The 25,887-nt window shown below is 71.8% G+C and carries 24 protein-coding genes and 1 pseudogene; 6 read left to right on the forward strand and 19 right to left on the reverse strand.

Annotation, left to right across the window (positions count from 1 at the left end; all coding sequences use genetic code 11):
* Positions 1-338: 338 nt before the first annotated feature.
* From ACIP64_RS25680 to ACIP64_RS25695, 4 genes and pseudogenes are all read right to left on the reverse strand, one after another.
* Positions 339-2,024 carry a ribonuclease J gene (locus tag ACIP64_RS25680; RefSeq protein WP_401591129.1) on the reverse strand — a complete coding sequence of 562 codons (1,686 nt, stop codon included), beginning with the start codon at positions 2,022-2,024 and terminating at the stop codon, positions 339-341.
* A 127-nt stretch (positions 2,025-2,151) separates the two neighbouring features.
* Positions 2,152-3,060 carry a 4-hydroxy-tetrahydrodipicolinate synthase gene (dapA, locus tag ACIP64_RS25685; protein WP_401591132.1) on the reverse strand — a complete coding sequence of 303 codons (909 nt, stop codon included), beginning with the start codon at positions 3,058-3,060 and terminating at the stop codon, positions 2,152-2,154.
* A 168-nt stretch (positions 3,061-3,228) separates the two neighbouring features.
* Positions 3,229-4,608, reverse strand: a complete 1,380-nt coding sequence (thyX, locus tag ACIP64_RS25690) for an FAD-dependent thymidylate synthase (protein WP_401591523.1) — start codon at positions 4,606-4,608, stop codon at positions 3,229-3,231.
* A pseudogene (locus ACIP64_RS25695) lies at positions 4,588-4,893 on the reverse strand (FAD-dependent thymidylate synthase); the annotation flags it as partial. The gene thyX and the pseudogene ACIP64_RS25695, both read right to left, overlap by 21 nt.
* Before the next feature lie 172 nt (positions 4,894-5,065).
* Between ACIP64_RS25695 and ACIP64_RS25700 the strand changes: the two are divergent.
* The gene (locus tag ACIP64_RS25700) at positions 5,066-5,611 is read left to right on the forward strand and encodes a hypothetical protein (RefSeq protein ID WP_401591134.1); all 546 of its coding nucleotides are present in this window, start codon (positions 5,066-5,068) and stop codon (positions 5,609-5,611) included.
* A gap of 338 nt (positions 5,612-5,949) precedes the next feature.
* Positions 5,950-6,810, forward strand: a complete 861-nt coding sequence (argB, locus tag ACIP64_RS25705; RefSeq protein ID WP_401591137.1) for an acetylglutamate kinase — start codon at positions 5,950-5,952, stop codon at positions 6,808-6,810.
* Positions 6,811-6,826: 16 nt separating this feature from the next.
* Here the strand turns inward: argB and ACIP64_RS25710 are convergent, their stop codons facing one another.
* The 6 genes from ACIP64_RS25710 to eccD form a co-directional block, all read right to left on the reverse strand.
* On the reverse strand, positions 6,827-7,276 hold the full coding sequence (locus tag ACIP64_RS25710) for a hypothetical protein (protein WP_401591139.1): 450 nt from the start codon (positions 7,274-7,276) through the stop codon (positions 6,827-6,829).
* A 43-nt stretch (positions 7,277-7,319) separates the two neighbouring features.
* Positions 7,320-8,072 carry a 4-hydroxy-tetrahydrodipicolinate reductase gene (dapB, locus tag ACIP64_RS25715; protein WP_401591142.1) on the reverse strand — a complete coding sequence of 251 codons (753 nt, stop codon included), beginning with the start codon at positions 8,070-8,072 and terminating at the stop codon, positions 7,320-7,322.
* A gap of 70 nt (positions 8,073-8,142) precedes the next feature.
* Entirely contained in the window at positions 8,143-9,519 is a 1,377-nt protein-coding gene (locus ACIP64_RS25720) for a M16 family metallopeptidase (RefSeq protein WP_401591144.1), read from the reverse strand.
* The gene (locus tag ACIP64_RS25725) at positions 9,516-11,759 is read right to left on the reverse strand and encodes a polyribonucleotide nucleotidyltransferase (RefSeq protein ID WP_401591146.1); all 2,244 of its coding nucleotides are present in this window, start codon (positions 11,757-11,759) and stop codon (positions 9,516-9,518) included. The genes ACIP64_RS25720 and ACIP64_RS25725 overlap by 4 nt, the downstream gene beginning before the upstream one ends.
* Before the next feature lie 292 nt (positions 11,760-12,051).
* Complete coding sequence (gene rpsO, locus ACIP64_RS25730; protein WP_018562610.1) at positions 12,052-12,339, reverse strand: 30S ribosomal protein S15; 288 nt, start codon at positions 12,337-12,339, stop codon at positions 12,052-12,054.
* A 217-nt stretch (positions 12,340-12,556) separates the two neighbouring features.
* Entirely contained in the window at positions 12,557-14,026 is a 1,470-nt protein-coding gene (gene eccD / locus ACIP64_RS25735; protein WP_401591149.1) for a type VII secretion integral membrane protein EccD, read from the reverse strand.
* A 295-nt stretch (positions 14,027-14,321) separates the two neighbouring features.
* On the opposite strand from eccD, the gene eccCa reads away from it, so the two are divergent.
* Positions 14,322-18,272 (forward strand): type VII secretion protein EccCa, encoded by a 3,951-nt coding sequence (gene eccCa / locus ACIP64_RS25740; protein WP_401591152.1) that lies wholly within the window; start codon positions 14,322-14,324, stop codon positions 18,270-18,272.
* Between the two features lie 75 nt (positions 18,273-18,347).
* Here the strand turns inward: eccCa and ACIP64_RS25745 are convergent, their stop codons facing one another.
* Both ACIP64_RS25745 and ACIP64_RS25750 read right to left on the reverse strand, forming a co-directional pair.
* Positions 18,348-18,785 (reverse strand): hypothetical protein, encoded by a 438-nt coding sequence (locus tag ACIP64_RS25745; protein ID WP_401591155.1) that lies wholly within the window; start codon positions 18,783-18,785, stop codon positions 18,348-18,350.
* An 84-nt stretch (positions 18,786-18,869) separates the two neighbouring features.
* Entirely contained in the window at positions 18,870-19,262 is a 393-nt protein-coding gene (locus tag ACIP64_RS25750) for a VOC family protein (RefSeq protein WP_401591157.1), read from the reverse strand.
* Positions 19,263-19,327: 65 nt separating this feature from the next.
* Here ACIP64_RS25750 and ACIP64_RS25755 point away from each other — a divergent pair, with 65 nt between their 5' ends.
* Complete coding sequence (locus ACIP64_RS25755) at positions 19,328-19,867, forward strand: GNAT family N-acetyltransferase (RefSeq protein WP_401591160.1); 540 nt, start codon at positions 19,328-19,330, stop codon at positions 19,865-19,867.
* 33 nt (positions 19,868-19,900) lie between these two features.
* On the opposite strand, the gene ACIP64_RS25760 is transcribed toward ACIP64_RS25755, so the two are convergent.
* Positions 19,901-20,419, reverse strand: a complete 519-nt coding sequence (locus tag ACIP64_RS25760) for a GNAT family N-acetyltransferase (RefSeq protein WP_401591163.1) — start codon at positions 20,417-20,419, stop codon at positions 19,901-19,903.
* Positions 20,420-20,576: 157 nt separating this feature from the next.
* Here ACIP64_RS25760 and ACIP64_RS25765 point away from each other — a divergent pair, with 157 nt between their 5' ends.
* Together ACIP64_RS25765 and ACIP64_RS25770 are read left to right on the forward strand one after the other, a co-directional pair.
* Positions 20,577-20,981 carry an SRPBCC domain-containing protein gene (locus ACIP64_RS25765; RefSeq protein WP_401591165.1) on the forward strand — a complete coding sequence of 135 codons (405 nt, stop codon included), beginning with the start codon at positions 20,577-20,579 and terminating at the stop codon, positions 20,979-20,981.
* Positions 20,982-21,003: 22 nt separating this feature from the next.
* Positions 21,004-21,702: an alpha/beta fold hydrolase gene (locus ACIP64_RS25770; protein WP_401591168.1), complete on the forward strand. Its 699-nt coding sequence runs from the start codon at positions 21,004-21,006 to the stop codon at positions 21,700-21,702.
* Positions 21,703-21,794: 92 nt separating this feature from the next.
* Here ACIP64_RS25770 and ACIP64_RS25775 read toward each other — a convergent pair whose 3' ends face one another.
* From ACIP64_RS25775 to ACIP64_RS25800, 6 genes are all read right to left on the reverse strand, one after another.
* Entirely contained in the window at positions 21,795-22,112 is a 318-nt protein-coding gene (locus ACIP64_RS25775; protein WP_401591171.1) for a hypothetical protein, read from the reverse strand.
* 8 nt (positions 22,113-22,120) lie between these two features.
* On the reverse strand, positions 22,121-22,450 hold the full coding sequence (locus ACIP64_RS25780; RefSeq protein ID WP_401591173.1) for a hypothetical protein: 330 nt from the start codon (positions 22,448-22,450) through the stop codon (positions 22,121-22,123).
* Positions 22,451-22,453: 3 nt separating this feature from the next.
* On the reverse strand, positions 22,454-23,212 hold the full coding sequence (locus ACIP64_RS25785) for a hypothetical protein (protein WP_401591176.1): 759 nt from the start codon (positions 23,210-23,212) through the stop codon (positions 22,454-22,456).
* The gene (locus tag ACIP64_RS25790; RefSeq protein ID WP_401591179.1) at positions 23,212-23,538 is read right to left on the reverse strand and encodes a hypothetical protein; all 327 of its coding nucleotides are present in this window, start codon (positions 23,536-23,538) and stop codon (positions 23,212-23,214) included. The genes ACIP64_RS25785 and ACIP64_RS25790 overlap by 1 nt, the downstream gene beginning before the upstream one ends.
* A 248-nt stretch (positions 23,539-23,786) precedes the next feature.
* The gene (locus ACIP64_RS25795; protein WP_401591182.1) at positions 23,787-24,320 is read right to left on the reverse strand and encodes a hypothetical protein; all 534 of its coding nucleotides are present in this window, start codon (positions 24,318-24,320) and stop codon (positions 23,787-23,789) included.
* A gap of 25 nt (positions 24,321-24,345) precedes the next feature.
* A complete protein-coding gene (locus ACIP64_RS25800; protein WP_401591185.1) occupies positions 24,346-25,866 on the reverse strand; it encodes a putative T7SS-secreted protein in 1,521 nt (506 codons plus the stop codon).
* Positions 25,867-25,887 lie beyond the last annotated feature (21 nt).

Raw genomic sequence — 25,887 nt, forward strand, 5'->3', positions numbered from 1 at the left:
ATCTGGCGTTGACTTTTGGCACGCTGTTGAGTTCTCAAGGAACGGAAGCTTCCTTCGAGACCGTTTCACCGGCCCCTCCGGGCTTTCCCTTCGTTTTCACCAGCTTATCAGACTCTTTCGGGCCCGATTCCCGCCGGCGGGGATTCTCGCTTTCCTGCTTTTGCGTTCCGGCCTTTCGGCTTTCCCGCTTCACCGAGTTTAGCAGATGCTTTCCGTCGGATTTACCACCTCGATTTCGAGGGCACACGTTTCCGTGCTCACTCGTCCCGGGGGTTGTGACAACGTACTGGAGCGGGCCGCCCCGATGCAAATCGGGGCGGCCCGCTCCTGGTGGGTCGTCAGACCTCCACGACCACAGGGAGGATCATCGGGCGCCGGCGGTAGGTGTCGGAGACCCACTTGCCGACCGAGCGGCGGATGAGCTGCTGCAGCTGCCGCACCTCGGCGACACCGTCGGACGCCGCGCGGGCGAGGGACTCCTCGACCTTGGGGAGCACGGCCGCGAATGCCTCGTCGTCGATGCCGGAGCCGCGGGCCTGGATGAACGGACCGCCGACGAGCTTGCCGGTGCTGGCGTCCACGACGACGAAGACCGAGATGATGCCTTCCTCACCGAGGATCCGGCGGTCCTTGAGCGAGCTCTCGGTGATGTCGCCCACGGAGAGCCCGTCGACGTACACGTAACCCGCCTGGACCTTGCCGACGACCTTGGCGACGCCGTCGACCAGGTCGACCACGACGCCGTCCTCGGCGATGACGCAGCGCTCCTTGGGGATGCCCGTCGCCGCGCCGAGTTCGGCGTTGGCGCGCAGATGGCGCCATTCCCCGTGGACCGGCATGAGGTTGCGCGGCTTGCAGATGTTGTAGAAGTACAACAGCTCGCCCGCGGAGGCGTGGCCGGAGACGTGCACCTTGGCGTTGCCCTTGTGCACCACGTGGGCGCCCCACCGGGTCAGGCCGTTGATCACGCGGTACACCGCGGTCTCGTTGCCGGGGATGAGGGAGGACGCCAGGACCACGGTGTCGCCCTCGACGATGCGGATCTGGTGGTCCCGGTTGGCCATGCGCGAGAGCGCCGCCATGGGTTCGCCCTGGGAGCCGGTGCAGACCAGCACGACCCGCTCGTCGGGGATGTCGTCGAGCGTCTTGACGTCGACGATCAGGCCGTTCGGCACCCGGAGGTAGCCGAGGTCGCGGGCGATGCCCATGTTGCGGACCATGGAGCGCCCGATGAAGGCGACCTTGCGGCCGCGTTCGTGGGCGGCGTCCAGGACCTGCTGGATGCGGTGGACGTGGCTGGCGAAGCTGGCCACGATGATCCGCTTGTCGGCCTTGGCGAAGACCTGCCGCAGCACCGGCGCGATGTCCCGCTCGTGCGGGATGAAGCCGGGGACCTCGGCGTTGGTGGAGTCCGACAGCAGGAGGTCGATGCCCTCCTGCGACAGCCGCGCGAACGCGTGCAGGTCGGTGAGGCGGCCGTCGAGCGGCAGCTGGTCCATCTTGAAGTCGCCGGTGTGCACGACCATGCCGGCCGGGGTCCGGATCGCGACGGCCAGCGCGTCGGGGATGGAGTGGTTGACGGCGACGAACTCGCAGTCGAAGGGGCCGATGCGCTCGCGCTGCCCCTCGGCGACCTCCAGGGTGTACGGCCGGATCCGGTGCTCGGCGAGCTTGGCCTCGATCAGGGCGAGGGTCAGCTTGGAGCCGATCAGCGGGATGTCCTCCTTCTCCCGCAGGAGGAAGGGGACGGCGCCGATGTGGTCCTCGTGGCCGTGCGTCAGGACGATGCCGACGATGTCGTCCAGCCGGTCCCGGATCGACGTGAAGTCCGGCAGGATCAGGTCGACTCCGGGCTGCTCCTCCTCCGGGAAAAGCACCCCGCAGTCGACGATCAGCAGGCGTCCCGCGTACTCGAAGACCGTCATGTTGCGGCCGATCTCGCCGAGGCCGCCGAGTGGGGTGATCCGCAGGCCGCCCGTGGGCAGCACGGGGGGTGGGCCGAGCTCAGGGTGCGGATGGCTCAAAGTCTCTCCTCACCACACACGCCGCATCCCCCGGGGGAATCCCCCGGGGGCACGGGACGCGTGTGACATCGTGTTTTCTTCTGTCTGGTTGCTTCTCTTGGCCGGTATTCAGTTGTGAAGTCTGTGATTACAGCTGTACCCCGCCGGCGGCCAGATCTTTCTTCAGCTGCGCGGTCGCCGCTTCGCCGAGTGCGTCGAGGCCGACGAGCGGCAGTCGCAGCGGTCCGGCCGGGAGTCCCTGCCAGGCCAGCGCGGCCTTGGTGGTGATCACGCCCTGGGCGCGGAACACCCCGGTGAAGACGGGGAGCAGCTTCTGGTGAATCTCGGTCGCCTTGTGGGCGTCACCGGAGAGATACGCCTCCAGGAGGGCGCGGAGCTCAGGGGTGACCAGATGTCCCACGACGGAGACGAAGCCGACGGCGCCGACGGACAGCAGCGGCAGGTTCAGCATGTCGTCGCCGGAGTACCAGGCGAGACCGCTGCGGCTGATGGCCCAGCTCGCGGCGCCGAGGTCGCCCTTGGCGTCCTTGTTGGCGACGATGCGGGGGTGCTCGGCGAGCCGGACCAGGGTCTCGGTCTCGATGGGCACCCCGCTGCGGCCGGGGATGTCGTAGAGCATGACCGGCAGGCCGGTGGCGTCCGCGACGGCGGTGAAGTGCCGGTACAGGCCCTCCTGCGGGGGCTTGTTGTAGTACGGCGTGACCGCGAGCAGGCCGTGTGCGCCGGCGCGCTCGGCCTGGCGGGCGAGCTCGACGGTGTGGTGGGTGTCGTTGGTGCCGATGCCGGCCACCACGAAGGCGCGGTCCCCGACCGCTTCCAGGACGGCCCGGACGAGCTGCTCTTTCTCCACGTCACTGGTGGTCGGGGACTCACCGGTGGTGCCGTTGACGACCAGGCCGTCATTGCCTGCGTCGACCAGGTGCGCGGCCAGGCGCTGCGCGCCGTCGAGGTCGAGAGCACCGTCCGCGGTGAACGGTGTGACCATTGCGGTCAAGACCCGGCCGAAGGGGGTCTGCGGGGTGGAGGTCGGAGCCATGAGTACAACGCTACTCGGTGCCGGTGTCCGGAGGACCCCTCGGGACCTGCGAGGAGGACTCCGGCGCTGCCTGCTCGGGGGTTCAAGCAGCACCGGAATCCGTTTCTGCAGACTAGACGAACTGCAGGAAACCCGGCAATCGGAACATTCCGGATGAGTGGCGCAGCGCTACGGAGCGATCCGGCCGTTCGCGTTGAACGCACTGTGCGTGAGCGGCATGAGCTTCGCCCATTCGGCTTCCATCCGCTCCCCCACCATCTCGATCTCCCGCTGCGGGAAGGACGGCACCTTGGCCAGCTCGTGCTGGGTGCGCAGGCCCAGGAAGTGCATCAGGGAGCGGGCGTTGCACGTGGCGTACATCGACGAGAACAGGCCGACGGGCAGCGTGGCCCGGGCCACCTCGCGCGCGACGCCGGCGGCGAGCATGCTCTGGTACGCCTCGTAGGACTGGCGGTATGAGGCCTCCATCGCCTCGCTGACCGCCTTGTGCTGCTCGGGGGTGCCGTGCACGAACTCGTACTTCCCCGGCCGCCCCTGCTGCACCAGCCTGCGGTCCTCGCCGGGCACGTAGAACACCGGCTGCAACTCGCGGTAGCGGCCCGACTCCTCGTTGTAGGAGTTGTGCACGACGATGCCGTCGGCGAGGAAGTTGTGCCACGGGCCCTCGACGGAAAGGTCGTAGGTCATCTCCTCGCCGTCCTGCGCGATGGAGACGATCGGGTCTGGCAGGGCCGGGCCGCTTGCGGCGCCGTCACGCGCCTGCGCCCGCTCCTCGCCGCTCCTGCGGGTGTGGCACTCCTCGCACACGGGGGCCAGGTTGCGCTCGTCCAGGGCCAGCGCGAGGTCCGCGGCGACGGGGACCCGGTGGTCCAGGGCCAGTTCCCCACCGGGGAAGGACCGGGCGCACACGTGGCACGTGCCGGTCGCGCCGATCAGGCGCTCGCGCTGCCGGGCGGTCCACACCCCGATGCCGCGCTCCAGAGCCGGGGGCACGGGCGACCGCGAGGGCTCCCGCTCGGGGCCCGCGCCCAGGACGGCGTCGCCCACGGCCAGCTCGCCGGCCTTCGCCCAGCCCTCGGGCGTCAGGACCGCATGGTCCGCGGAGCAGCGCAGGACCCGGCCGGAGGACGTGGTGATCTTCAGCAGTTGCTTGACCCCCGACTCCATCACGTCGGTGATCCGGGCCCGCCCCGGGAGCAGCGTCTCCTCGTCGTAGCAGCGCACCTGTGTGCGGCGCACCGACTCCAGGGTGCGCAGCCGGGTGCCGGGGTCCTGCTCGCGGAACTCGACGACCGCGCTCTCGGCGGCCTCCCGGCTCTCGTACAGGCCGAGGTAGTGGCTCCGGTCGGCCCGGTGGACCTCCGCCCGCCAGCGGCCCGCCGCGGGGTGCCAGGTCACGCCGCCCGCGGAGGCCGGCAGCCGGCCCTCGGCGTCCAGGTGCCACAGGCGGTGCAGCTCCCTGATGCTCCTGCGGCGGAGGGTGCCGGCCTCGCTCTCCAGCGTGATCTCGGTGTCGCCGGCGAGGCACCAGCCGACGCGGTGGCGCATGAACTCGCGGAAGACGAAGATCGGGGCGCTCACGAAGAAGGTCATCGAGTTGTGCTCGAAGGGGCTGCCGTGGCGGTCCCGCATGAGGTAGTTGATCAAGCCCTTGGACCGCTCGGGGTCCTTGCTGAGCTCCGCGAGGGACTGCTCGCCGGCGGTGGACACACGAGCGGCCCACAGGACATCGGAGTCCGAGGCGCTGTGCTTGACGAGCTCGACGGTCACGTCGTCGCGGAACTGCACGGACTCCGCGAACTGTGCGGAATCGTCGGCGGGGGTGTCGGTCACCGGGGCGTCCTTCCTCTGGCGCTGTGGACGGCGACCACTTTATGGGGCGGCGCAGACGGCGCCGACAGCACCGATATCGCCGACAACACGGCACGCGCGGCAAAGCGGCGCAAAGGCCGACGGTGGCCGACCAGCGGTGGCCCGGCCCGAGAGTCCCCTATAGCCTCACCGTGTGTCTCTGCCCTTCCTCGCCGCTGACAGCGGCCATGACGAGCACCTCGCCGACGCCGCACTCCCCTACCGGTCCGTCGACCGGTGGACGCGTCCGTACCGGCCGGGCCCCTGGCGGGTCGGGACGGCGGCGCTGCTGCTGGTGCTCGCCTCGTACATGCTCTTCGCCGCCGTGGTCATGGGGCTCGCCGGAAGCGGCTCCGGGGTGACGTGGACGGCCGGCGGCGCGGTGCTGGTGATCGCCGGCGTGCTGCGGCTGCTGCACGTGGGGTTCTGGGTGAGCGCCCGGGGCGTGCGGCAGGTCGGGCTGCTCCACACGGTGACGCTGCCGTGGGACCGGGTGGCCTCGGTCCGTACGGTCCAGCAGCCGGTGAAGTGGCTCGCGATGCCGCGAACCGTGCAGGGGCAGGCGCTGGTCGTCACCCGGACGGGCGGCGAGCGGCTGCGCCCGCTGCTGACGGACCACAACGCGGACTTCCTGGGCCGCACGGAGGCCTTCGACCAGGCGGCCGACGCCATAGAGGCCTGGGCCGCGGGGCCCCGCTAGGCCCTCCGCTTCGCGGGACCGGATCGCACGCCCAACCACCCCGGGGGACCGGGGTGGTTGGGCGTGCGGCATGTGAACGGCCGCCCTCCCCGGGACCCGGCGGGCGGGCACGGCGGTGTGACACCCACGACACGTCCCGCCGGGGCCGGACCGACAGCCGGCCGTCATCGCGCGTTTCCCTGGGCCTGTTACGTTCCGGCGCGGCCCACGCGACGCCCTGGCGACGGCGTCCGGCGGGCCGACCCCGACGAGGATCTGGAGCGACTGGTGCACGGACCGTTCGGCCCGTTCGGCCCCCCTTCCGACGCGTTCCCCCGCGACGACCGTCCGGCCCGTCCGTGACCGCCCTCCTCACCTCCGCCTCGCCGGGCAACGCGCTGGAACTCCTGCGCGGACGCACGGTGGTGGTCAAGTACGGGGGCCACGCCATGACGGACGACGCACTGCTCGCCGCCTTCGCCGACGACGTGGTGCGGCTGCGGCACGCCGGGGTGCGGCCGGTCGTCGTGCACGGCGGCGGCCCGCAGATCAGCGCGCACCTGGAGCGGATGGGCGTGCAGGCCCGCTTCCTGGCCGGGCTGCGGGTCACGACACCGGAGACCCTGGACGTCGTACGGATGGTGCTGGCCGGCAAGGTGCAGCGCGAACTCGTCGGCCTGCTCAACCGGCACGGCCCGTACGCGGTCGGGCTCACCGGTGAGGACGCCCACACCCTCACCGCGGTGCGCCGCTACGCCGAGGTCGACGGCGAACTGGTCGACATCGGGCTCGTCGGGGACGTGAGCGAGGTCAACACCGGCGCCGTCGACGTGCTCCTGGACCACGGCCACATCCCCGTGGTGTCCCCCATCGGCCGCGGCACCGACGGCCAGGCCTACAACGTCAACGCCGACACGGCCGCCGGCGCCATCGCCGCCGCCCTGGGCGCCGACTCGCTGGTCGTCCTGACCGACGTACCAGGCCTGTACGCGGACTGGCCGTGCCGCGAGAGCGTGGTGGACCGGCTCACCGCCGACGAGCTGGAGACGATGCTGCCGTCGCTGGGCGGCGGCATGGGCCCGAAGATGCGCGGCTGCCTGCTGGCGGTCCGGGCCGGCGTGCGCTCCGCCCGGATCCTGGACGGCCGCGTCCCGCACGCGCTGCTGCACGCCCTGGTCGGCGGGCCCGCGGGCGGCGGCACGACGGTGCTGCCCGGCTGACGGACCGGGCGCGTCCCTACGTCTGCGGCGCCTTGCCGCGCAGCGCGATCGCGCGCTGCATCGCCTTGCGGGCCCGGGGGGTGTCGCGGGCGTCGTGGTAGGCGACGGCGAGCCGGAACCAGGCGCGCCAGTCCTCGGGCGCGGCCTCGGTCTCCGCCTTGCGCCGGGCGAACACCGCGTCCGCCGAGGAGCGGTCGATCCGCCCGCTGGGGGTGCGCACCAACTCGTCCTCGGGCAGCCCGCCTTCGGCCTCCAGCTCGCGGGCCAGCCGGCCCGCGTCACGCGCGAACCGGGTCGTACGGACCAGGAACCACACACCGATCACCGGCAGCACGAGGACCGCCAGGCCGAGGACGACCGTGACCGGGCGGCCGTCCTGGATCAGCCACACGCCGCGGGCGCCGACCAGGGCGAAGTAGACAACGAGGACGGCGGCGGTGACGAAGTAGGTGATCTTTGCGCGCATGATGGGCGATCCGGTTCTCGGTCTTCGACTCTGACTCTGGCTCTCAGTCCAGGTCCATGAAGTGTTCCAGGCCGAAGGTGAGTCCCGGCGTGGAGACGACCCGCCGCACGCCGAGCAGGACGCCCGGCATGAAGGAGGCGCGGTTCATGGAGTCGTGGCGGATGGTGAGGACCTCGCCGGCGTCGCCGAAGAGGACCTCCTGGTGGGCGACGAGCCCGCGCAGCCGTACCGAGTGCACCGGGACCCCCTCCACGTCGGCGCCGCGCGCCCCGTCCAGGGCGGTGGCGGTGGCGTCCGGCTGCGGGCCGAGGCCGGCCTCGCGGCGGGCGTCGGCGATCAGCTGGGCGGTGCGGGCGGCCGTGCCGCTCGGGGCGTCCACCTTGTCGGGGTGGTGCAGTTCGACGATCTCCGCGGACTCGAAGAAGCGGGCCGCCTGGCGGGCGAAGCGCATCGTGAGCACCGCGCCGATGCCGAAGTTGGGGGCGATGAGCACACCCGTGCCCGGGGCGGCGCCGAGCCAGCCGCGCAGGGTGTCGAGGCGTTCGTCGGTCCAGCCGGTGGTGCCGACGACGGAGTGGATTCCGTGCCGCAGGCAGAAGTCGAGGTTGCCCATGACCGAGCCGGGCGCGGTCAGCTCGATCGCGACCTGGGCGCCGTTCTCGGCCAGCGCCTCCAGCTTGTCCTCGCGGCCGATGGCGGCGACCAGCTCCATGTCCCCGGCGGCCTCGACGGCCTTGACCGCCTCCGTGCCCATGCGGCCACGGGCCCCGATCACACCCACGCGGATTGTGCTCATCGTTCCTGTCCTTCGGTCGGTAGGGCTGGAGGAAGGCGCTCGGGCCGGCCGGGCCGGCCGGCCCGGGCGCTCAGGCCACGCAATCGTGGAGGCGGGCCACCTGCTTGTCCTTGAGCGGGCCTATGACGGCCAGCGACGGTCGCTGCCCGAGCACGTCCCGGGCGACCGCGCGGACCTCCTCGGGGGTCACCGCGGCGATCCGCTCCAAGGTGGCGTCGACCGACATCTGCTCGCCCCAGCACAACTCGCTCTTGCCGATACGGTTCATCAGGGCGCCGGTGTCCTCCAGGCTGAGCACGGTCGAGCCGGAGAACTGGCCGACGGCGCGCCGCAGTTCCTCGTCGTCGAGGCCGTGCTCGGCGACCTGGTGGAGTGCCTCGCGGCAGATCTTCAGCACCTCGGGCACCCGGCGCGGCTGGCAGCCCGCGTAGACGCCGAACAGGCCGCTGTCGGCGAAGGACGACGTGTAGGAGTACACGCTGTAGGCGAGGCCGCGCTTCTCGCGGACCTCCTGGAACAGCCGCGAGCTCATACCGCCGCCGAGCGCCGTGTTGAGTACGCCCAGCGCCCAGCGCCGGTCGTCGTGCCGGGACAGACCGGGCATGCCGAGCACCACGTGGGCCTGCTCGGTGCGCCGTTCCAGCACCTCCACCCGGCCGTGGCTGCGCAGGGTCTTGCTGCCGCCGCGCGGCGGCCGGGGCACGGCCTCGGGGTCGCGGAGGGCGCCCGCGCCCTCGAAGGCCTCGCGCACCTGCCGGACGACGGCATCGTGGTCGATGTTGCCCGCCGCGGCCACGACGAGCCTGGTGGGGTCGTAGTGCTTCCGGTAGAAGCGGTGCACCTGGTCGCGGGTGAGGGCGTTGATGGTCTCGACGGTGCCGAGCACGGGGCGGCCCAGCGGGGAGTCGCCCAGCAGCGCGGTGGCGAACAGGTCGTGCACCTGGTCGCCGGGGTCGTCCTCGGTCATCGCGATCTCCTCCAGGACGACGCCGCGTTCGGCGTCGATGTCCTCCTGGCGGATGAGCGAGCCGGTCAGCATGTCGGAGACCACGTCGATGGCGAGCGGCAGATCGGTGTCGAGGACACGTGCGTAGTAGCACGTGTACTCCTTGGCGGTGAAGGCGTTCATCTCGCCGCCGACCGCGTCGATCGCGGAGGAGATCTCCAGCGCGCTGCGGCGTGCCGTGCCCTTGAAGAGCAGGTGCTCCAGATAGTGCGTGGCGCCGTTCAGGGCCGGGGTCTCGTCGCGGGAGCCGACGGCGGCCCAGATCCCGAAGGTCGCCGAACGCACGGTGGGCAGCGTCTCGGTGACGACGCGCAGCCCCCCGGGCAGGACGCTGCGGCGCACGGTGCCGATGCCGTCGAGGCCGGGGAGCAGGGTCTGCGTGCGGACGGCCCGCCCCTTGGTGGAGGGGCGGGCCGTCACGCGTGTGGAGCGGTCGGTCACTGCTCGGACGCGTCCTCGGACTTGTCGTCGGCAGCGGCGTCCGCACCGTCTTCGTTCTCTTCGCCCTCAATGACGGGGATCAGCGAGAGCTTGCCGCGCTGGTCGATCTCGGCGATCTCGACCTGGACCTTGGTTCCCACGGGGAGGACGTCCTCGACGTTCTCCACGCGCTTGCCGCCGGCCAGCTTGCGGATCTGCGAGATGTGCAGCAGGCCGTCCTTGCCCGGGAGCAGGGAGACGAAGGCACCGAAGGTGGTGGTCTTCACGACCGTGCCCAGGTAGCGCTCGCCGACCTCGGGCATCGTCGGGTTGGCGATGCCGTTGATGGTCGCGCGGGCGGCCTCGGCGGACGGGCCGTCGGCGGCACCGATGTAGATGGTGCCGTCGTCCTCGATCGTGATCTCGGCGCCGGTGTCCTCCTGGATCTGGTTGATCATCTTGCCCTTGGGGCCGATGACCTCACCGATCTTGTCCACCGGGATCTTGACGGTGATGATGCGCGGGGCGTTCGGCGACATCTCGTCCGGAGTGTCGATCGCCTCCATCATCACGTCGAGGATGTGCAGACGCGCGTCGCGGGCCTGCTTGAGGGCCGCGGCCAGGACCGACGCCGGGATGCCGTCGAGCTTGGTGTCCAGCTGCAGCGCCGTGACGAACTGCTTGGTGCCGGCGACCTTGAAGTCCATGTCGCCGAAGGCGTCCTCCGCACCGAGGATGTCGGTGAGGGTGACGTAGTGGGTCTCGCCCTCGATCTCCTGCGAGATCAGGCCCATGGCGATACCGGCGACGGGGGCCTTCAGCGGCACACCGGCGTTCAGCAGCGACATGGTGGAGGCGCAGACCGAGCCCATCGACGTGGAGCCGTTGGAGCCCAGCGCCTCGGAGACCTGGCGGATCGCGTAGGGGAACTCCTCGCGGGTCGGCAGGACCGGCAGCAGCGCCCGCTCGGCGAGCGCGCCGTGGCCGATCTCGCGGCGCTTGGGGGAGCCGACGCGGCCGGTCTCACCGGTGGAGTACGGCGGGAAGTTGTAGTTGTGCATGTAGCGCTTGCGCGTCTCGGGCGCCAGCGTGTCCAGCTGCTGCTCCATGCGCAGCATGTTCAGCGTGGTGACGCCCAGGATCTGGGTCTCGCCGCGCTCGAACAGCGCCGAACCGTGCACGCGCGGGATCGCCTCGACCTCGGCGGCCAGGGTGCGGATGTCGGTGACACCGCGGCCGTCGATGCGGACCTTGTCCTTGATGACGCGGGCGCGGACCAGCTTCTTGGTCAGCGAGCGGTAGGCGGCGGAGATCTCCTTCTCGCGGCCCTCGAACTGCGGCAGCAGCTTCTCGGCGGCGAGTGCCTTCACGCGGTCCAGCTCGGTCTCGCGGGCCTGCTTGCCGGCGATGGTCAGCGCCTGCTTGAGCTCGTCCGCGACGGCCGACTCGAGCGCCTCGAACACGTCGTCCTGGTAGTCCAGGAAGATCGGGAACTCGGCGGTCTCCTTGGCGGCCTTGGCGGCCAGGTCGGCCTGCGCCTTGCACAGCACCTTGATGAACGGCTTGGAGGCGTCCAGGCCGGCCGCGACGATCTCCTCGGTCGGCGCCTCGGCGCCGCCCTCGACCAGCTTGATCGTCTGGGTGGTGGCCTCGGCCTCCACCATCATGATCGCGACATCGCCGTCCTCGAGGGTGCGGCCGGCGACGACCATGTCGAAGACGGCCTCCTCCAGCTCGCTGTGCGTCGGGAAGGCGACCCACTGGCCGCGGATCAGCGCGACGCGGACGCCGCCGATCGGGCCGGAGAACGGCAGGCCGGCCAGCTGCGTGGAGCAGGAGGCGGCGTTGATGGCGACCACGTCGTAGAGGTGGTCGGGGTTGAGCGCCATGACCGTCGCCACGACCTGGATCTCGTTGCGCAGGCCCTTCTTGAAGGACGGGCGCAGCGGGCGGTCGATCAGACGGCAGGTGAGGATCGCGTCCTCGGAGGGGCGGCCCTCGCGACGGAAGAAGGAGCCGGGGATCCGCCCGGCCGCGTACATGCGCTCCTCGACGTCCACCGTCAGCGGGAAGAAGTCGAGCTGGTCCTTCGGGTGCTTCGAGGCGGTGGTGGCCGACAGCACCATGGTGTCGTCGTCCAGGTAGGCCACGGCCGAGCCGGCGGCCTGGCGGGCCAGACGGCCCGTCTCGAAGCGGATCGTACGGGTGCCGAAGCTGCCGTTGTCGATCACGGCTTCGGCGTAGTGGGTCTCGTTCTCCACTATGGGGATTCTCCTCTTTCGTGCCCCCGGGCGTCTTCCCGGTGGCCGTCGGTGGAGGGGCGTCCCGCCGGGCCGGTCTTCGATCGAAGCCACCGGGACGTACGTGCTGCCCGGCGGCCACTACCGAGGACCGGCGCTGGTGGCGCTTAGGAGGACGCTCCCTCCGCATGCTCTATGGCGTTGTGTATGGGACCAGCCTACAAAGCTTCGGCCCCGCTCTCGCGCCCAGCGCGGTACCCCACGTACGCCAAGGGAGCGGCTCCCGTACGGGAACCGCTCCCTCTACGGCGTCTCAGCGGGCGCCGGCCGCACCGCGGCGGATGCCGAGGCGGTCGACGAGCGCGCGGAAGCGCTGGATGTCCTTCTTGGCCAGGTACTGCAGCAGGCGGCGGCGCTGGCCGACCAGGATCAGCAGACCACGACGGGAGTGGTGGTCGTGCTTGTGGGTCTTGAGGTGCTCGGTGAGGTCCGAGATGCGGCGCGAGAGCAGCGCAACCTGGACCTCGGGGGAGCCCGTGTCGCCCTCCTTGGTGCCGAACTCGGCGATGATCTGCTTCTTCGTCGCGACGTCGAGCGACATACGGTCTCCTTGTGTGTCGGTGCCTTCGAGCGCCCCTGGTCTGTGTCACAGGGGAATCTGCGATGACTCGAAAGGCGGGACGCGCCGCACGGGGGCAGACGCATCGGTTACACAGAGTACCACCCCGGGCCCGGTGCGATGTCCGGATCCGGGGTGGCGGGCACCACGTGTGAGCGGCGGGGCGGCGGGACCGCCCCGGACGGCGTGACGGCCGGTCTCAGCCGCTCGTCATGCCGCGGGCCTTGGCGTACAGGTCGAGGACGGCGAGGCAGATCGGGATCAGCGAGAGCAGCACCGCGGCCTCGGTCAGGTCCAGCATCCGGCCCCAGAAGGGGGTGACGCCCTTGTTCGGGACGATCAGGGCGATCGCCACCAGGAGGGCGGCGCCCAGCGCCACCGCGGCCGACAGCCACACGGTGCGGATGTCGAGCGAGGAGTGGTTGCCGCGCATCAGGTCGGTGAGGATCCCGGACGGCAGGTTGAGCGCGAGCCCGGCGACCAGCAGGCCGATCGTGACGACGCCCGCGACCATCAGCGTCACGACCTGCGAGGTGTACCGGAACAGCCGGGCGCGCATCAGCGTCGCCAGGCCCATCACGAGCGCGAGCAGCTGCGCCCAGGCGCTGTCGGAGAAGCCCAGTACGACGCCGGCGGAGCCGACGATCGCGGCGGAGCAGCCGGCGACCAGGCCGAGCAGCAGCTCGTGGCCGCGGCGGGCCTGGTTGGTGATGACCTCGAAGTCGACCGGCTCCTCCTCGCCCTGCCGCTCGGCGTCCCCGCGGTGCCGCATGGCGACCTGGTCGGGCGAGCGGAAGCCGATCGGCAGCCGCGCGAACCGCGCCGACCAGCCGGGCAGGAACCCGACCACGGCGATCATGACGACGGCCGTGACGGCGGCCGCCTCGCGCGGCGCGGCCTCGGTGAGGATCGCCACGAAGGTGGCGAGGGTGCCGACGCCCGCGGTGAAGGACGCCGCGACGAACGGGGCGTCACCCTGCGGCAGCAGCAGGACGAGCAGCACGGACGCGGTCAGCACCACGACGCAGCCGATGAGGAAGTGCAGCCGGCCCGGGCCCTCGCCCTTGTCGACACCCATCACGCCCGAGCCGGCGACCAGCAGCAGCGGCAGGGAGGCGAGGCCGAGGGCGACGGCGGAGTGCCGGTCGTCGTACACCCGGGCGCGCACGCCCGCCAGCGCGACCAGCACCAGGCCCGCGGCCCCGGCGAGCACACCGGGCAGGCCGTGCATGTCGTGCTCGGCCGGCTCGGAGAACCACAGCACGAAGGCCATGAGGACGAGCAGGACCACACCCGCGGTGAGCCCGACACCGCGCATCAGGGCGTCGTTCCAGCTGCGCCGGTCGGTCTGCACGGCGGCGGCGACCGCGTCGACCACATCGTCGAAGACGGCGGGCGGCAGCGAGTCGGCGAAGGGACGCAGGAGCAGCAACTCGCCGTCGTGAACGCGCTGTTCGGTCAGGGAAAGGGTGTCGTCGAGCACCCTTCCGTCCCTGCGGACCAAGTTGTACCCGGTGGGTGCGGCTTCTTCCGGGGTCTGGCCCGACAGGCGCAGGATCTCCGGATAGATGTCGGAGAGCGGCACGTCCTCCGGGAGTGCCACGTCGATCCGGCTGTTCGGCGCCGCCACCGTGACTCTGCAGAATCCGGTTGCTGAGACCGTGCTCACCTGGAGTTGTCCCCCTCGTCCGGCGGTGGGTGGTTTGGGGTGGCAGTGACGCGGCCGTCCAGGGTCGGACCCCCGTCCGCGCTGCGCGATCCGTCACCCTACCCCGTGCCCCAAGTCCCTTGCCCCCCACCCGACCCACTGCCTCGCGGCTGTCATGCCCAGTAGGATCGCCACCTGCCTGTGGTCCAACGCCCGGCCCCCGAAGGGCCGGTGCGCGACCGGGACGTGTCATACGGGGGACCGTCGCCACGGGGGCGGCCCGAAACTGCGATTCGCGTGAAGGACTGGTGCATCGGTGAGCGTGGTCGTCATCAAACGCCCGCCGCGGGTATACCCGCCGGAGGTGCCGAACGAGGAGGTACGGCTCGTCGCGCCGCCCGAACTGCCGCGCGGCGAGGACCAGGGCCTGCTGATGAACCTGCTGCCCATGCTCGGCATGGGCTCGTCGGCCGCCTTCTTCTTCCTGCCCACGGGGAGCGGGGGCTCCGGCGGGTTCATGAAGATCATGGGTGTGCTGATGATGGGCTCCACCCTCGCGATGGTGGTCGCCCAGATCGTCCGCTCCCGCAAGGGCCCCTCCGGCCAGATGGCCGAGGCCCGCCGCGACTACCTCAAGTACCTGGCGCAGGTGCGCCGCGGGGTCCGCAAGACCGCCCGCAAGCAGCGTGACGCACAGTATTACCTGCACCCCGCTCCCGAGCAGCTGTGGGCGCTGGTCGCCGAGGGCTCGCGGGTGTGGGAACGCCGCGCCTCCGACGCCGACTTCGCGCAGGTGCGGGTCGGGCTCGGCCCGCAGCAGCTGGCCACCCCGATCGTCGCGCCCGAGACCGCCCCGGTCGACGAACTGGAGCCGCTGACCGCGCACTCGATGCAGCAGTTCATCGCCGCGCACGGCTCGCTGGACAACCTGCCGCTGGCGGTGGGGCTGCGCTCCTTCTACCACGTGACGATCTCCGGCGACCCGGACACCGTCTACGGCCAGACCCGCTCCGTCGTCGGCCAGTTGTGCTCCCTGCACTCCCCCGAGGACCTGGTCGTCGCCGTGGTCGCGGCGCCCGGCGCCCAGTCGGAGTGGGAGTGGACGAAGTGGCTGCCGCACGCGCAGCACAAGGAGCAGGACGGCGCCGGTTCGCGCCGGCTGGTCTGCGGCGATCTCGGCGAGGCCGAGGAACTGCTCGCCGACGAGCTGGACGGCCGGCCGCGCTTCAACCGCGACGGCCAGACGGTCCTCGACCAGCCGCACGTGGTGATCGTGCTCGACGGCGGCGGCGTCCCCGCCGACTCGGTGATCGCCTCCGCCGAGGGCCTGCAGGGCGTGACGATCCTGGAGGTCGTGCCCGGGGAGCTCGACGAGATGCGCGGCTCGCTGTCCATCCAGGTCTGGCGCGACCAGCTCTACCTGGAGGCCGGCTCCGGCACCTTCGTCGGCACCCCGGACGTGCTGTCCCCCGTGCAGGCGGAGTCGCTGGCGCGGCAGCTGGCGCCGCTGCGCCTGGGCGCGGCCGACGCCGACGAGCCGCTGCTGGCGAACCTGGACTTCACCGACCTGATGGGGATCGGCGACGCGTCCTCGGTGGACGTCTCGCGGACCTGGCGGCCGCGGACCCTGCACGAGCGGCTGCGCGTGCCGATCGGCCTCGGCGAGACCGGCGAGGCGGTCATGCTGGACGTCAAGGAGGCCTCGCAGGAGGGCATGGGCCCGCACGGCCTGTGCGTCGGCGCCACCGGTTCCGGCAAGTCGGAGCTGCTGCGCACGCTGGTGCTGGGCCTGGCGGTCACCCACTCCTCGGAGACGCTGAACTTCGTCCTGGCGGACTTCAAGGGCGGCGCCACCTTCACCGGCATGGGCACCATGCCGCACGTGTCGGCGGTCATCACCAACCTCGCCGACGAGCTGACCCTCGTCGACCGCATGCGCGACTCCATCACCGGTGAGCTCACCCGCCGCCAGGAACTGCTGCGGCAGTCCGGCAACTACGCCAACATCACGGACTACGAGAAGGCCCGCGCGGCCGGGGCCGCGCTGGACCCGCTGCCCTCGCTCGTCCTGATCATCGACGAGTTCTCCGAACTGCTCGCCGCCAAGCCCGACTTCATCGAGATGTTCATCCAGATAGGCCGCATCGGCCGGTCGCTGGGTGTGCACATGCTGCTCGCCTCGCAGCGGCTGGAGGAGGGCAAGCTGCGCGGCCTGGACACCTTCCTGTCGTACCGCATCGGTCTGCGCACCTTCTCCGCCGCCGAGTCCCGCACGGCGATCGGCGTGCCGGACGCGTACCACCTGCCCAACGTGCCCGGCGCGGGCATCCTGAAGTACGGCACCGACACGATGGTGCAGTTCAAGGCCGCGTACGTCTCCGGCACCTACCGCGCGCCGGGCACGCGGACGGCGAATGGGGCCCGCATCGACCGCTCCCCCGTGCTGTTCACCGCGGCGCCGGTGCCGGTGCGCATCCTCACCGAGCCGGAACCGCAGGCGCGTCCGGGCGCAGTGGACGACGCGCTGGCCGACACCGTCCTCGACGTGATCGTGGGCCGCCTCGAAGGGCAGGGCCCGCCCGCCCACCAGGTGTGGCTGCCGCCGCTGGACGAGCCGTTCAGCGTCGACCAGGTGCTGCCGCCGCTGACGGTGAGCGCCGAACGCGGCCTGCACGCCGACGGCTACACGGCGACCGGCAAGCTCGCGGTCCCGGTCGGCCTGGTCGACAAGCCCTTCGAGCAGCGCCGCGACGTGATGTACGCCGACATGTCCGGCTCCGGCGGCCACGCGCTGGTCGTCGGCGGCCCCCAGTCCGGCAAGTCCACCCTGGTGCGCTCGCTCATCGCGTCCTTCGCGCTGACCCACACCCCGAAGGAGGTCCAGTTCTACGCGCTGGACTTCGGCGGCGGAGGCATGCTGGCGCTGGACGGGCTGGCGCACGTCGGCGGGGTCGCCTCGCGGCTGGACGCGGAGAAGGTCCGCCGCACGGTCGCCGAGGTGCACGGCATCCTCAACGCCCGCGAGGAGTTCTTCCGCAGCAACGTCGTCGACTCCATGAACACCTTCCGCTCCCGGCGGGCGGCGGGGCACTTCCCGGACCAGCCGTGGGGCGACGTGTTCCTGGTCATCGACGGCTGGGGCACGTTCAAGACCGACTACGAGCAGCTCGACCCGGTCATCAACGACATCGCCACCCGCGGCCTCGGCTTCGGCATCCACCTGGTCGTCACCGCCACCCGCTACACCGAGATCCGGCCCGCGCTGCGCGACCAGATCCTCAGCCGGCTGGAACTGCGGCTCGGCGACCCGATGGAGTCCGAGTTCGACCGCCGGCGCGCCGAGAACGTGCCGGTCGGCAAGCCGGGGCGCGGGCTGTCCCCGAAGAAGCTGGACTACCTGGCGGCGCTGCCGCGCATCGACGCCTCCTCCGCCGTGGAGGACCTGTCCGAGGGCATGGCGCAGTTCGTGGCCCAGGTCAACGCCAACTGGCCGGGGCCGGTCGCGCCGAAGGTGCGGATGCTGCCGACGATGCTCCCGGCGACCGAGCTCCCCAAGGGCGGCGACTTCTCCGACCGCGGCATCGCGATCGGCGTCGACGAGCTCACGCTCTCCCCGGTGTTCGTGGACTTCGAGACCGATCCGCTGATGGTGGTCTACGGCGAGAGCGAGTCCGGCAAGTCCTCGCTGCTGCGGCTGATCGCCAAGCAGGTCAGCGAGCGCTACGAGCCCGGCAAGGCGCTGTTCGTGGTCTCCGACTTCCGCCGGGCGCTGCTCGGTCAGGTGCCGGAGAGCCACATGTACAAGTACTGCGCCTCGGGCCCGCAGTTGCAGGAGGTCATGGAGTCGCTGGCCGGCTCGATGGGCCGCCGGATGCCCGGCCAGGACGTGACGCCGGAGCAGCTGCGCAACCGCAGCTGGTACACCGAGCCGGACGCGTGGGTCTTTGTCGACGACTACGACCTGGTCGCGACCTCCATGGGCAACCCGATGCAGGTGCTGATGGAGTACCTGCCGTTCGCCCGCGACCTGGGCCTGCGCATCATCCTGTCGCGCAGCACGTCGGGCGCCTCGCGGTCCTCCTTCGAGCCGTTCCTCACCCGGACGAAGGAACTCGGCGCGACCGGGATCGTCCTGTCCGGCGACCCGGGCGAGGGCCCCGTCTTCGGCAGCACCAAGGCGGTCAAGCTGCCGCCGGGGCGGGCGCAGTTCCTCACCCGGCGGCGCGGCAACCAGCTGATCCAGACCGGGTTCCTGCCGGAGAGCTGACGGCACGGGGCGGGGCGGGGACGGACCGGGTGTCCGTCCCCGCCCCGTTGCCGTGGGGAGGCCGTGGGCTGCCGGTCAGTCGCGCCGGGTGGGCGGGCGGTAGGCGGGCGGGACGTCGCGCGGGTCGGCGGCACCGGCGCCGTGCGCTTCGGGCGGGCCCTGCGCGTCCCGGTCGTCCCGCTCTTCGTCCCGGTCCTGCTGGTCCCGCTGGTCCTGCTGCTCGAACCACCGCGCGGCACGCTCACGCGCCTCGGCGCGCTCCTCGGGGGTCATCCGCTCGTCGTTCCGGCGCAGTTCGGCCATGCGGTCACCGACGGCTCCGCGCCAGACGTCGGAGTCCAGGGCCTCGCGCATGCCGAGACGGCCGTTCAGGACCTCGCGCGCCATGTCCTTCAGCGGGCCGGTCACCCTCGGGTTGTCCGCCAGCGTCCTGAGCGCCTTGTGCAGGCGGCGGGCCTGCTCCGGGTCGGCGGCGACCTCCATCAGCTCGGCGTCGCTGATCTCCTTGCTCATCGGCTCGGTGCCCCCGGTCGTGTGCGTCGCGAGAAGGGTGTGCGGGCCATCGTGCCACTCCCCGGCACAGGACGGCGACGTACCTCAGGAGGTACCGGGCGACGGCACGAAGGACGCGTCGATGACGCAGAAGCGGTTGCCCTCGGTGTCGGCGAGCACGACGAAGTCGGGGTCCGGCGGGTACAGGTCCCAGTCGACGCGCCCGGCCCCGAGGGCGACCAGCCGCTCGACCTGTGCCGCCTGATCGGCGGCGTCCTCGGCGTACAGGTCGAGGTGGACCCGCGGGTGCTCCTGGACGGGGGTGGCGCTGCGGCCCACGGCGATGCCGGGGCCCGCGCCGCCCTCGGCGGGGACCAGCACCGCCCAGTCGTCCCCGACGTCCCCGTCCCGCGGCACGTACCCGAGTGCGGCACCCCAGAAGGCCGCGGCCCGGTGCACGTCCGCGGCTCCCAGCACGATGGTTCCCAGGCTCAGCATGCCTCGATGATGGCAGCACCCACCGACACCGCCCCTGCCGCGAAGCCTGCTGCGAGGATGGGCACATGACCCGTATCCGCGTCGACGTGGCCCACACCGCCGACCTGGACGGCGCCGTCCTGGACGCGGCACGCGCCCTGCTCGTCGAGGCCTTCGACGGCGGCCTGGACGCCGCGGACTGGGAGCACTCCCTCGGCGGCCTGCACACCCTGGTGTGGGAGGGCGCGGAGCTGATCGGGCACGCCGCCCTCGTGCAGCGCCGTGTGCTGCACCGCGGACGTGCCCTGCGGGCCGGTTACGTCGAGGGGGTGGGCGTGCGCGCGGACCGCCGCGGGCGCGGTCACGGCGCCGCCCTGATGGACGCGCTGGAACGCCGGCTGCGCCGCGCGTACGACCTGGGCGCGCTGGCCGCCGCCGACGGCGCCGGAGGCTTCTACGCGGCCCGCGGCTGGCGGCCGTGGCGGGGACCCACCTCCGTGCTCACGCCGTCGGGGGTCCGGCGCACCCCGGAGGACGACGACTGCGTGTACGTGTTCCCGGTGGCCGCGCCGCTCGACCTCGACGGCGGCCTCGTGTGCGACTGGCGGGACGGCGACGCCTGGTAGGCCCGGCAGCCGGTCCGCCGGTCGGCCGCCGCGTCAGCCGGCGGGGGTGAGCTCCAGCCGCCAGTCGTTGCAGCGGATCGGATGGCCGGCGGGGTACTCGAAGTCGCACTCCTCGACGAGCGTGAAGCCGAGTCTGCGGCAGATCGCGTTCGACGCGGGGTTGTCCACCTTCGGGTACGCGTGCAGGGACCGCGGCCCGTCCCCGGCCGACGCCGCCTCCGTCGCCAGCCCGATGATCTCGCGTCCCGCCGCCACGGCAATGCCGCGCCCCTGGTACTCCGGCAGGACGCTCCAGCCCGTCTCGTACACCGTCTCCCCCCGCCAGGTCCGCTCCCAGTAGCCGATGGTGCCCGCCGGTTCGCCCGTGGGCGACAGCACGATGCGGAACATCCCCCCGCCGCCGTGCCGCTCCAGATACCGCGCGTGCCGGGCCCGCAGTTGCTCCTCGCTCTCCGGGCCCCCCAGGTGCGCCATCATCTCGGGCGCGTTCGTGCGCCGCAGCAGGGCGAGATCGTCCTGCCCCCACGCTTCGATCCTCACCTCGACGGTCATGCCCCGGCTCCTCTCCTCGCTCCTGCCGATGAGATCACGAGGGTCGGACATCGGGGCGGGCCGACCGATGAGTCCGGGGCCCGCCGCCGGTCTGCCCCCTCGTGAGAAGGAGTGCGCCGCACACGCTCCGCCGCCGTACCGAGGAAGGCATGCCTCCATGAACGACATCACCGTCACCCGGGTCTTCGACGCGCCGCTCGCCAAGGTCTGGAAGGTGTGGACCGAGCGCGAGTACTTCGCCCAGTGGTTCGGCGCCCCGCTGCCGACGGTCGTCAGCGACGTCCGCACCGGCGGCACATGGAGCGCCACCGTCACCACCCCCCAGGGCGACATGCCGCTGGGCGGCACCTACCGCGAGGTCGTACGGCAGGAGCGGCTGGTGTGGACGATGGGCGGCCCCGACGGCGCCGAGGTCGTCATGGACGCCGCGTTCACCGACCACGGCGACAAGACCGAGGTCGTCTATTGCCAGCCCGACGTCCCCGCCGAGCACTTCGCCCGGACCGAGGCGGGCGTCCACCACATCCTCGACAGCTTCGCCTCCGTCCTGGCGAGGGCATGACGGCAGGACGGAGCCCGCGACCGTGACGACCACAACCTACGCCCTGATCCCCGGAGCGGGCGGCGACAGCGCCTGGTACTGGCAGCTCGTGGTGCCGGAGCTGCGCCGCCGCGGCCACGAGGCCCTGGCGGTCGAACTCCCCACGGACGACGACACGGCGGGGCTGGAGGAGTACGCGGACGCGGTCGCCGCCGCCGTGGGCGACCGCGAGCACCTGGTGCTGGTCGCCCAGTCGATGGGCGGGTTCACCGCGCCCCTGGCCTGCGAGCGTCTGGGCGACCGGGTCGAACTGCTCGTCCTGGTCAACGCGATGATCCCGGCCCCCGGGGAGACCGCGGGGGACTGGTGGGCGAACACGGGCCAGCCCGGGGCCCGGCGGGCGCTCGACCTCGCCGAGGGCCGCCCGCCGGACGCGGACTTCGACCCCCTGGTGACCTTCTTCCACGACCTGCCGCGGCCCCTGGTGGAAGCGGCCCTCGCCCGGGAGCCCCGCCAGTCCGACACCCCGTTCGGCGTCCCCTTCCCGCTGCCGGCCTGGCCGGACGTGCCCACCCGTGTCGTCGCCGGCCGCGACGACCGGCTCTTCCCCGAGGAGTTCCAGCGACGCGTCGCCCGCGAACGCCTCGGCGTGGAGGCGGACGTCCTGCCCGGCGGCCACCTGGTGGCACTGAGCAACCCGGCGGGCCTGGCGGAGCTGCTCGTGGGCCACCGGACACCTTGACGCGGTCCACAACGCGACCGCGGGGCACCCGGGCCTCTCCGGGGCCCTGCGGCTCCCGCCGGCCGCCTGGTGACCGGGACCGGCGCTGCGGCTCACATCGGCAGGTGCTTGGTGAGGGTCATGACGGCGAACAGCAGCACGAGTCCGCCGCAGCTCCAGCCCGCATGCCGCAGCCGCCGGCCGCGCCATGCGAGCCACGCGGACAAGGAGACGAGCAGGGCGGCGATCAGGCCCGCGGGCGAGAAGTCACCTGCCACCGCAGTACCGACGAACACCGCCCAGAGCCCGAGCGCGAACACGGCTCCCGACGTCAGACCGACCCCACCGAGAAATGCACCGGCACTGCTGCCCGCGTCACGCTCGGCCACGTCCGATTCCGGCTCCGGCTCGGGTTCGGGTTCCGGGAACACTCGGCCTCCTACCGTGCGTCACGCTGCGCCTGGGCGAAGCGCAGGGCTTCCGCCTCGTGCTCCGCCCTCTCCTGGGGGCTCATCTCGGCCCACGTCCGGCGGAAGGCACGCACGCGCTCCCCGAGGGCCTCCGCGTAGGCGGGAATCCGCAGGGCTTCGCGCAACCCGACCCGGCCGGCCAGCACTTCGGCCGCCATCTCCTGCAGGACGGGGTCCCCCGCGCCGCCCTTCGCGAGACGGCGGAGCTGTTCGCGGAGGACCCTTGCGCGCACGGGATCGACCGCCGGCCCGAGCAGTTCCGCTTCGCCGACCTCGAAGGCGTCTTCTTCCCTCCGCACACGTCACCTCTGTCCCGGCAGGGCAGGCCCCACTGCGGGATTGTCGTAGGCCGCCCCGGGAAGCGGGACGTCGTGGAACGCGGTGGCGAGACCGCCACCCGCCTGCTCGACGGCCCCGAGGGCGGCGTTCACCAGGCGCTGTGCGGCGTTCACCGCCTGGGTCGCCTCGCCCCAGAGTTCGACGATGCGCGCGATCTCGAGGGCCGCCGCTCCGTACCCGACGGCGGCGCCCCAGCCCGTCCAGGAGGTCATGGTGCCCGCCGCGGCCGAGATCGCCGCCATGGCAGCGGCGTCGGCGATGCCGCTGAGGACCGCGCCGACGGCCTCCGCGGCGGACCAGACGCCGTGGGAGATCACCTTGTACTGGGTCCCGAGGGCGTCGAGTTCGGCCTGCAGGCCGTCGCAGCGCCCGGCGATGCCGTCGAAGTAGGCGCGGGCGGCGTCGGCCGCGTTGCCGTCCCAGGTGCTGTCGACGCAGTCCCTGCCGGCACCGATGTTCCTGGAGACGTCGCCGAGTGTGCTGCCGAGCCGTTCCCACACCTGGGCGCACTTGGCGTAGGTCTCCCAGTCGCCGGCGAAGTACTCCTTGGCCTCGTCCATGGGTTGGAAGCCGAGGGCGACGTCGCAGATCTCCGCCATCCAGAAGGCGGGGCTGATGAGGTCGCCGGCCTGGTTGAGCACTTCGAGCGGGCTGTGGAACTCAGCGGGCGCACCGGGCGCCACGAGGTGCCGTGCCGGTTCCACGACGTCGGCAGGACCCATCACGTGCCGCCCCGGTGTCCGGCCGCGGGCCGCAAGGCGTCAACCCGCGCGGCCTCCGCCCGGTCGGTCACGCGGTAGTACGCGGCGGACCTGGTCAGTTCCGCGGCCGACGCCTCCAGCAGGGTGCGCAACTTCTCGCAGGTGGCCGCCATGTCCCGCAGCACGGTGCCGTGGACGTCGAACACCTGGCTGCACAGGCCCTGGGCGGATTCGGCGACCGTACCGTGGCGCCTCAGATAGGCCCCGCCCTCCGCCACATCGCCCGCGGCCCTGTCGATCAGGCGTCCGTACCCCTCGAGGTCCTCCGGGCAGACCTTGAACACCACATGCCCTCCCGCCCGGACCGCGGGTCGTCGCGGCCGTCGTCGATTCCACCGCGCACAACGACAGCCGGTACGGCGGGACACTGCCGCGCGAACCGATCCACCGGGCGAATCGGTCCTGCACGCAGCATCGGGGCACGGGCTTGACGGCCCGCGTCACGACGGGAGCGGATCGCTCCCCGGGCGAACGCTCCCCGGACGAAGGACGACCCGGGCACAGGCGCCCGGAACGAGCACCGCGCCGCGTACGGTCAGGCGCGGGGCGCGGCGCGCAGCACCAGCCACACGGGCAGGTCCTCGGTGCCCTTCCGGTCCGGGGTCCAGCCGAGTTCCCGCGCGACCGCGAGGGCGCGCGCGGCGCCGATCTGCCGGAAGTAGCTGTCGTCGATCTCGACCCGGCCGTCGCGGTGGCGCCACACCGTCCCGCTGCTCTGCCGGCCCAGGAGGATCGGCGCGCGGCCGTCGAGCAGCGCGCGGAACTGGTCCTCCAGCCACGGCAGATCGCCGGAGCACTCGCGGCGCATCCGCTTGCGGTTGAGCCACATCCGGCGCCGCCACCGGAAGCGGCGGCCGCTTCCCGGCGGTGCCGGCACGTCGATGTCCCAGACGAAGGCGAGCGGGAAGAAGACCGTGAAGTAGCCCACCACCAGCAGGAGGTAGGGCAGGAGCCAGACCGCCGCCAGACAGGGGAACCACACCCACTGCAGCGTGTAGCGCAGCCGCGCGCCCGCCAGGGACTTCGGGGACCGGACCGCGGTGCGGGGGTCGGTGTGCATCACATTCATGGGGGCAAACCTGTCCGGTCTCTGCTCATCCGAAGGGATTGGCTCGGGAAATGCCGTCCAAGACCCTACCGGCCGTCTCTCGGGCGTGGTCGATCGATTCATGGACCTTGTCGGACGCGTACTGCACGTCATCCGTCACCAGGCGCACGCCTTCGGTGTACAGGCCCTTGGCCCCGGTGATCGCCTCGTAGCCGCGCGCCGTCCAGGAACGCGGATCGACATAGTGCCGCACCACATTGCCGGCGTCGTCCATCACGGGCTTGACGGAGTCGGCGATGGCCGGGATACGCCCGAGCGGGGTGTGTTCGACGAGCTTCGGTACCACCTGGTCGAGGGCGCTCCCGAGCCGGCCGCTGGCCGCGCGGTACAGCGTCGAGTCGCCGAACTCCTTCGCCACGGCGATCTGGAAGCGCTCCTTGAACGTGTCGGCGGTGATCTTGACCGCGTCGACCTTGCCGCCGATGATGCCCAGCGAGCGCATGCCCTCGCGCTCCGCGTAGTTCCAGGCGCTCCCGCCGACCGAGGCGACGATGTCGTCGGCGCGCTTGAAGGCGTCGGCCGCCTTCGACCCCATCTGCAGCACGTTCGAGGGGATCGAGACCCCCTTGAAGGCGCCCTTGAGCACCTTGCCGCCGCGCGCGAGGTCCCCGAAGGGGATGAAGCCCGCGATGTCGAGCCCGATGTCCGTCCACGAGCCCTTCTTGGAGCCCGCCGCCCAGCCCGCGGCGTGGAAGGCGAGCGCCCCGCCGTTCAGGACCATGCCGATGGCCTCGAAGACGACAGCGCCGATCACGGTCTCCGAGAAGACGACCGCGAGCACGTCGCAGGCGGCACTCGCGTACCCGAGCCAGTCGCCGATCTTGTAGAGGGTGTCGGCGTGCTCCTTCATCCACGCCCAGACGTCCCCGGCAAGCTCCTTGATCTTGTCGCCCAGACCCTTGAGGGCGTCCATGAAGCGGTCGAAGAGACCGGGCTCGTCGGGCGCGCGTTCGGCGGCCTTGCGGACCGCGGACGCCGCGGTCCGCGCCGCCTTCTCGTGCTCACCGAGCAGATCCTGCGCCTTCTTGATGACGGCGCTGAGGTCGCCGGTCGCGTCGTTGACCCTCTTGACCGCGAAGTCCAGGCGCTGTTGTGCGTTCTGCAGGGCGGCATCGGTGTCGAAGGTCTGCCCCGCCAGCTTCAGGTCCGGATCGCCCTCGGCCGCCTTGAGAACGCGGCGCGCCTCGGCGGCCTCCGTCTCGTAACGGGCGGCGAGCGTCTGGAAGTCCACGAGCTGCGCCTGCCACTGGTGCAGGCTGTGCGCGGCGTCGATGAGCGAGCCGTAGCCGTCGTTCAGGTACTTCGGCAGCTCACCGACCTTCTGCGCGAAGCCGGCTGCGGCATCGCCCTCCCAGATCCCGTCGCTTCGGCCCAACCGGGTGAGGGTGGAGTGCGCCTGGTGCAGTTCGTTGCCGACCTTGCTCAACGTGGTGACAAGGCGCTCCACGGAGGCGGGTATGCCCGGTGCCGGATCGAAGCCCAGGGCCTCGTAGGTCATGGTGCTCATGGTGTGCGGATCCTCCCTGGG

The organism is Streptomyces sp. NPDC088733 (genome assembly GCF_044751185.1).
GTDB lineage: Bacteria > Actinomycetota > Actinomycetes > Streptomycetales > Streptomycetaceae > Actinacidiphila.

Bases quoted from the DNA above. Each gene is read 5' to 3' on its own strand.
- ACIP64_RS25760 (WP_401591163.1), bottom strand. From the start codon at position 20,419: ATGACCGTCGAGGTGAGGATCGAAGCGTGGGGGCAGGACGATCTCGCC.
- rpsO (WP_018562610.1), bottom strand. From the start codon at position 12,339: ATGTCGCTCGACGTCGCGACGAAGAAGCAGATCATCGCCGAGTTCGGC.
- ACIP64_RS25745 (WP_401591155.1), bottom strand. From the start codon at position 18,785: ATGAGCAAGGAGATCAGCGACGCCGAGCTGATGGAGGTCGCCGCCGAC.
- ACIP64_RS25785 (WP_401591176.1), bottom strand. From the start codon at position 23,212: ATGGGTCCTGCCGACGTCGTGGAACCGGCACGGCACCTCGTGGCGCCC.
- dapB (WP_401591142.1), bottom strand. From the start codon at position 8,072: ATGAGCACAATCCGCGTGGGTGTGATCGGGGCCCGTGGCCGCATGGGC.
- ACIP64_RS25710 (WP_401591139.1), bottom strand. From the start codon at position 7,276: ATGCGCGCAAAGATCACCTACTTCGTCACCGCCGCCGTCCTCGTTGTC.
- ACIP64_RS25795 (WP_401591182.1), bottom strand. From the start codon at position 24,320: ATGAATGTGATGCACACCGACCCCCGCACCGCGGTCCGGTCCCCGAAG.
- ACIP64_RS25750 (WP_401591157.1), bottom strand. From the start codon at position 19,262: ATGCTGAGCCTGGGAACCATCGTGCTGGGAGCCGCGGACGTGCACCGG.
- dapA (WP_401591132.1), bottom strand. From the start codon at position 3,060: ATGGCTCCGACCTCCACCCCGCAGACCCCCTTCGGCCGGGTCTTGACC.
- ACIP64_RS25755 (WP_401591160.1), top strand. From the start codon at position 19,328: ATGACCCGTATCCGCGTCGACGTGGCCCACACCGCCGACCTGGACGGC.
- ACIP64_RS25765 (WP_401591165.1), top strand. From the start codon at position 20,577: ATGAACGACATCACCGTCACCCGGGTCTTCGACGCGCCGCTCGCCAAG.
- ACIP64_RS25800 (WP_401591185.1), bottom strand. From the start codon at position 25,866: ATGAGCACCATGACCTACGAGGCCCTGGGCTTCGATCCGGCACCGGGC.
- thyX (WP_401591523.1), bottom strand. From the start codon at position 4,608: ATGCGCCACCGCGTCGGCTGGTGCCTCGCCGGCGACACCGAGATCACG.